Below are 6,204 nucleotides of genomic sequence, written 5' to 3'. Positions count from 1 at the left end.
GACTAAAAAATGTAGCTTTTATCTTTCTTGTACGTAAATCACAAATGCTATCTGAAAAAGTAGGTGTTATTTGTAGTTTCATAACTTATAATATACGTCTTAATAAGCTAACAAACAATGATATAAAACCTAAGTTTGGATGTTTGTTTTTGTCATGTACATTGCAACGGTCTTAAATCATCAACACTTACATTTGGAACGTGTACAGAATAACATGCAGAAGTAGTCATAGTAAAAGAAAACTCCTCAATGCTTATCTTTTTCTGACAGGAATTATTTTTATCAAATGTTTAAATTAATCACAGAAATCACTATTCCAAATACAAACCAGAACAATCTATTTTAAATAAAACATCAATTTAAACATCTTATCTCTCTCATTATCTGAAATAAAACATTAACTTCATTTCTGTTTTTAGAATTAGATTGATTGTGATTTATTTCACAACAAAACCCATATGTTTATATTATACATAATTTTGTTTGTATTGGATAAATTTTTAAGAGGTATTAACTTATAATTTTGATAAATAAGTAAATACTCAATTAGTACTGAAATAAAATAAAGAATAACATAAGATGTTCTTTGTTCATTTCACATTAATCAAAAATATAAATTTAAACCATCTATTATGAAAGAATACCAACAATACATTAATGGGAAGTTTGTAAAATCTATTTCATCAGAAGTTACAAAAGTCCTAAATCCTTGCACAGAAGAGGTGATATCATTGATTCCTAAAGGGGCTATTGAAGATGCGAACAGAGCATTAGAGGCCGCACAAGAAGCTCAACTTGAGTGGAAATCTTTAGCAGCAATTGAAAGAGCAAAATATTTAAATAAAATGGCATTTGTTATTCGGGAGAATAGAGTGTTCTTAGCTAAAACATTAGCAAAGGAGCAAGCTAAAATTATTAGCTTAGCACAAGTTGAAATTGATGTTACGGCTGATTATTTTGATTATAATGCTGGTTGGGCAAGAAGAATAGAAGGAGAAATTATACAAAGTGACAGAAGAAAGGAACATATCTTTTTACACAAAGCACCGATTGGAGTTGTTGTAGGAATTTGCCCTTGGAACTTTCCTTTCTTTGTAATGGCTCGTAAGGTTGCTCCATCTTTAATAACAGGAAACACCTGCGTAATAAAACCAAGTTGTACTGCTCCAAATACAATCATGGAATTCATTAAATTAATTGAAAACATTGGACTTCCTAACGGTGTTTTAAATTTCGTTTGTGGCTCTGGAACCATCGTTGGTAACGCTCTTACTAAAAGTCCTATTACAGGAATTGTTAGTTTAACAGGAAGTGTATTTGCAGGTCAAAAAATCATGGAAGCAGCTGCTACTAATATTACAAGAGTGTCATTAGAATTAGGAGGTAAAGCACCAGCTATTGTCTGTGCCGATGCAGACATGGATTTAGCGGTTAATGCAATTGTATCATCAAAAGTTATTTTCAGTGGACAAGTTTGTAATTGTGCCGAAAGAGTTTACGTTGAAGAAACAATATATGACGAATTTATGGATAAAATCTCTAAAAAGATGGCAGCTGTTAAAGTAGATGATGCATTTGCTGACAACAATCCAGACATGAGTAGTCTGGTTTCCAAAGATCAAATTGACAAAGTAGAAGAAATGGTTAACTACGCTAAAAAAGAAGGTGCAGAAGTCCTTATTGGCGGAAGTAGATTAAGTAAGTTTGATAAGGGATATTACTTTGAACCTACTTTATTAGCAAACATCTCTCAAAATATGCAAATAATTCAAGAAGAAGTGTTTGGCCCCATTTTACCAGTTATGAAATTTAACACTTTAGATGAAGCTATTTCATTAGCAAATGACTGTGAATACGGGTTGACATCTTCCATTTTTTCTGAAAATTTCAATAAAGTAATGCATGCTTCTAATGAATTACAATTTGGAGAAACTTATATCAATAGAGAACACTTTGAAGCCATTCAAGGATTTCATGCTGGATGGAAAAAATCTGGTATCGGTGGAGCCGATGGAAAACACGGAATGGAAGAGTATTTACAAACCAAAGTTGTATATGCTCAATACAAGTAAATAAATTTTGTATTTAATAAAGCATATTGAGGTTAAAAACTACATATCTTGAGTTTGTAACTCGTGTGTTTTATTTTTGAATTGAGCCTTGATAAATTTCATATTGATGATAACTATAAAAAACACTTTTTTAGAAAAAGCAGATTAACCTCATTACTTTAACAATCTCATTGTTCGCCTCTTAGGAATTACAAATTACAGTAATCAATTCTATAACACAAACATTTAATCCTGTTGGACGATTGATGGTTTGGTAATTCTTGGTAGAACTCGGAGGACTAAATTACAAGGAATGATTATTGATTTTAGAACGGGTGACGTTATTAATATAAAATTATTGGAAGTTTCAAAAGTTAACTTCCCTATTATTTTGTCATTTACATCTTTTTTAATTATTGTTTGGTGCGGATTAAGAGTCTTTAGTAAATTTGAAATATCGAATGGAAATTAATTTCAATAAACATTAGAGTACAAAAATATTGTTTGGCTTTATACTTAAAGAATAAATCAAAATTAATAGCAACCTACATAAGCCTTCATACAAAAAAATGATTAGAATTTACAAATAGTATACTGAAATCGGATATTTAAAATTCAGAAATCTATTCAATATAGAGTTGATTATTATGAAAATTAATAATTCAATTTCAGTATACTATAAGTAAAAAAACCTTATTAATCCTAAAGATCAGAAATGGTAAATTTATAAGGAAATTTAAAAAACCACTGCCTTTTGTTAATATAAGGTGAAAAGTGGTTGTAAATGAATAAATATATGAACTTTAAAAAAACGAAAAACCGCATAACCGTTGGCCTATTCATCCCCTGTTATATCAATCAATTATATCCACAAGTTGGAAAGGCAACATTGGAAGTTTTAGAGCGGTTAAATGTAAATGTAGTTTACCCATCGGGTCAAACTTGTTGTGGTCAGCCCATGGCTAATTCTGGTTACGAATCAGAATCTATTGGTGCTTGTCATAATTTTATCAAAAATTTTAAGGACTTTGATTATATCGTTACTCCATCAGGTAGTTGTGCTTATCATGTAAAAAAACATTATGATATAATTGATCAAACGGATGAAGTTATAAAGGTTCGAGAAAATGTTATTGAATTATGCGACTTTATCATAAATATATTAAAGATTAAAAATGTTGGAGCAAAATTTCCTTTTAAAGTAGGTGTGCACAAAAGCTGTCACGGCCTCAGAGGTTTAAGATTGGGATCTTGCTCTGAAATTGTTGGGCCTTCGTTTTCTGTAATTGACGATTTACTAAAAGAGGTTGAAGGAACCGAAATCATGGAACTTACAAGAAAAGATGAATGCTGCGGATTCGGAGGAACTTTTTCGGTTGTCGAAGAGGCAGTTTCTGTAAAAATGGGAAAAGATAGAATTCAAGATCATCTGGATAATGGAGTCGAAGTTATTACTGCTTCAGATACTTCTTGCTTAATGCATTTAGAAGGATTGATAAATAGAAATAATCAACCTTTACGAGTTTTGCATATTGCCGAAATTTTGAATAAATCAATTAAATAGTTTACAAATGAGTCACTCAAAAGCGGCAGAAATATTTAATAAAAACGAGAATAAAGTAAACTGGCACGATAAAGCATTATGGTTTGTTAGACACAAAAGAGACAATGCTGTTCACCAAGTTTTGGAATGGGAAAAATTACGTACTTTAGGTTCAGGTATTAAAGCCCATATGCTGTCAAATTTAGATAACTATTTAATTCAGTTTGAAGAAAATGCTCAGAAAAACGGCATTCAAGTTCACTGGGCAGCAGATGGAGATGAACACAATCGAATTGTTCATCAAATATTAAAAGATGGCAATGCCAAAAAAGTTGTAAAAAGCAAATCTATGCTGACAGAAGAATGTCATTTAAATCCGTTTTTGGAGGCACATGATATTGAAATTATAGATACCGATTTGGGTGAATATATAGTTCAATTAGCAAAAGAAATTCCTAGTCATATTGTTTTACCAGCCATTCATAAAAGTAAAGAAGAAGTTGATGAACTATTTCAAGAACACTTGGGCACAAAACCTTGTGGTGGAGACCCGAAATATCTAACCAATGCAGCACGAAAACACTTACGTAAAAAATTTATTGAAGCAGATGCAGCAATTACAGGTGTTAATTTTGCAATTGCAGAAACCGGTGGATTTGTAGTGTGTACCAATGAAGGGAATGCCGATATGGGAGCACATTTAGCTCCAATTCATATTGCTTGTATGGGAGTAGAAAAATTAATTCCGAAGCAAGAACATTTAGGAGTTTATTTACGATTGTTGGCTCGTAGTGCTACTGGGCAACCCATTACCACATATTCATCACATTTTAAAAGGAAACGAGAAGGCACTCAAATGCACATTGTAATAGTAGATAATGGTAGATCTGAACAATTAAGTAGACCCGACTTTAGAGCTTCCTTACATTGTATTCGATGTGGTGCTTGTATGAATACTTGTCCAATTTACAGGCGTAGTGGAGGTCATAGTTATAATGCAACTATCCCTGGTCCTATTGGCTCAATTTTATCACCTGGAATAGATTTAAAAAAACACAGTAGCCTACCATTTGCTTCAACTTTGTGTGGCTCTTGTTCAGATGTTTGTCCTGTAAAAATTGATATTCACACCCAATTGTATAAGTGGCGTCAGATTATTACTAAAGAAACTCCACAGCCTAAATTAAAAAAGGCATCCATGAAAATAATGGGAGATGTTTTTGCAAATCCGAAGAAATTTGAACGTATTGGAAAAATAGCAAGGTGGTCGTTACGAAATTTGCCAAAATCTGTAATTAATTCGAAACCCAATATTTGGGGAAGAAGTAGAGACTTACCTAAAGGAGAAAAGGAAAGTTTTGATGATTGGTATATTAAAAAAAATAAAGATGAACAGTAGAGAAAAGATACTTGAAAAAATTAAGACAAACAAACCATCGTTGTTAGAACTACCTAAGATTGATAAAGATATTTTTGTTGACGTTAATGAAAATCAGTTATCAAAGTTTAAAAAGATGATCGAAGCCGTTGGTGGAAATTTATTAACACTAAATTCTATAGATGAAATTATTCCGAAATTGATTGAATTATTTCCTTTAGCAAAAAATAATTATTCTCATATAATTGAAGCAAGTGGATTTAGTACGATTGATATTTCTGAAATTAAAAAACCACAGGAGTTAGACGATTTAGATGTATTAGTTTTAGAGGGTGAAATTGGAATTGCGGAAAATGGAGCAGTCTGGATTTCTGAAGTTAACCTTATAATACGAGTACTACCAATTATTACTACACATTTAGTGCTCGTTCTAAAAGAATCACAGATTGTAGCAACACAACATCATGCATTTGAAAAAATAGAGAGTTCAGATTTCGACTATGGAATATTTATTTCTGGACCATCAAAAACGGCTGACATTGAACAGTCCTTAGTGATTGGTGCTCAAGGAGCTTTGAGTTTAACAATTCTCCTAATTTAACTAACTATTAAACAGACATTTTCACAGTATCACAACTCATTAACAACAATATTGTATTTTGTAAGATAGAAATATAAATAACGAGTGGCTTTTCTCTTGTTCTACAGGTGAAATACATGACTTGAACAACTAAAGACAAGCTACTTGATCTTTTTTTTAATACCTGCAACGGTCTTAACTTTCAACAATTATATTTTGTTTCTGAGTAGGTATCTTTATCCTTTAATTTCTTGGTTGATTGAGAAGTAACGTTAGAAAAAAAGGAAAAAGCCAAATATTATTTTGTTGTTATTCAACGTAAATACTGATTTTTAGTGAAGCTATCTGTAGTGTGAAAATATATATTTTGTTATATCTATAAAAAAAAGGTAAAAGACTTACATTTGTTTAAAAAAATTGACAAATGGAAATGATATTAGTTATTGCAACCCTTATTATACTAATTTTAAATAATCTTAAATTATCATCTTTGGATGATAAAGTAAAAGTTTTCTGAGTTAGTCATTTAGTTTCTGTATCTTAGTGTCATTAAATATAACAGATATGGATGTTTTTCAAGGTCAAAATATACTGAGTTTTATAAAAGAACTACCAAATGATGAAGCTTGTAAGGCTTATTTAGCCAAAATAA

Annotated in this window: 4 protein-coding genes and 1 pseudogene; all 5 read left to right on the top strand. The window is 31.1% G+C overall.

Features of this window, described 5'->3' with window-relative positions; translation table 11 throughout:
- Nucleotides 1–632: 632 nt before the first annotated feature.
- Nucleotides 633–2,072 (top strand): aldehyde dehydrogenase, encoded by a 1,440-nt coding sequence (gene aldA, locus V5787_RS10300; protein ID WP_336893141.1) that lies wholly within the window; start codon nucleotides 633–635, stop codon nucleotides 2,070–2,072.
- A 775-nt stretch (nucleotides 2,073–2,847) separates the two neighbouring features.
- Complete coding sequence (locus V5787_RS10295) at nucleotides 2,848–3,615, top strand: (Fe-S)-binding protein (RefSeq protein ID WP_336893140.1); 768 nt, start codon at nucleotides 2,848–2,850, stop codon at nucleotides 3,613–3,615.
- A 7-nt stretch (nucleotides 3,616–3,622) separates the two neighbouring features.
- Nucleotides 3,623–4,993 carry a lactate utilization protein B gene (locus V5787_RS10290; protein WP_336893139.1) on the top strand — a complete coding sequence of 457 codons (1,371 nt, stop codon included), beginning with the start codon at nucleotides 3,623–3,625 and terminating at the stop codon, nucleotides 4,991–4,993.
- A complete protein-coding gene (locus V5787_RS10285; protein WP_336893138.1) occupies nucleotides 4,983–5,573 on the top strand; it encodes an LUD domain-containing protein in 591 nt (196 codons plus the stop codon). Before V5787_RS10290 ends, V5787_RS10285 begins: the two co-directional genes overlap by 11 nt.
- Nucleotides 5,574–6,116: 543 nt before the next feature.
- A pseudogene (locus V5787_RS10280) lies at nucleotides 6,117–6,204 on the top strand (IS1595 family transposase); the annotation flags it as partial.

Origin of the sequence: Flavicella sp. (assembly GCF_037132785.1) — a bacterium.
Taxonomy (GTDB): Bacteria; Bacteroidota; Bacteroidia; order Flavobacteriales; family Flavobacteriaceae; genus Flavicella.
This window is presented reverse-complemented; position numbering and strand designations above follow the sequence as displayed.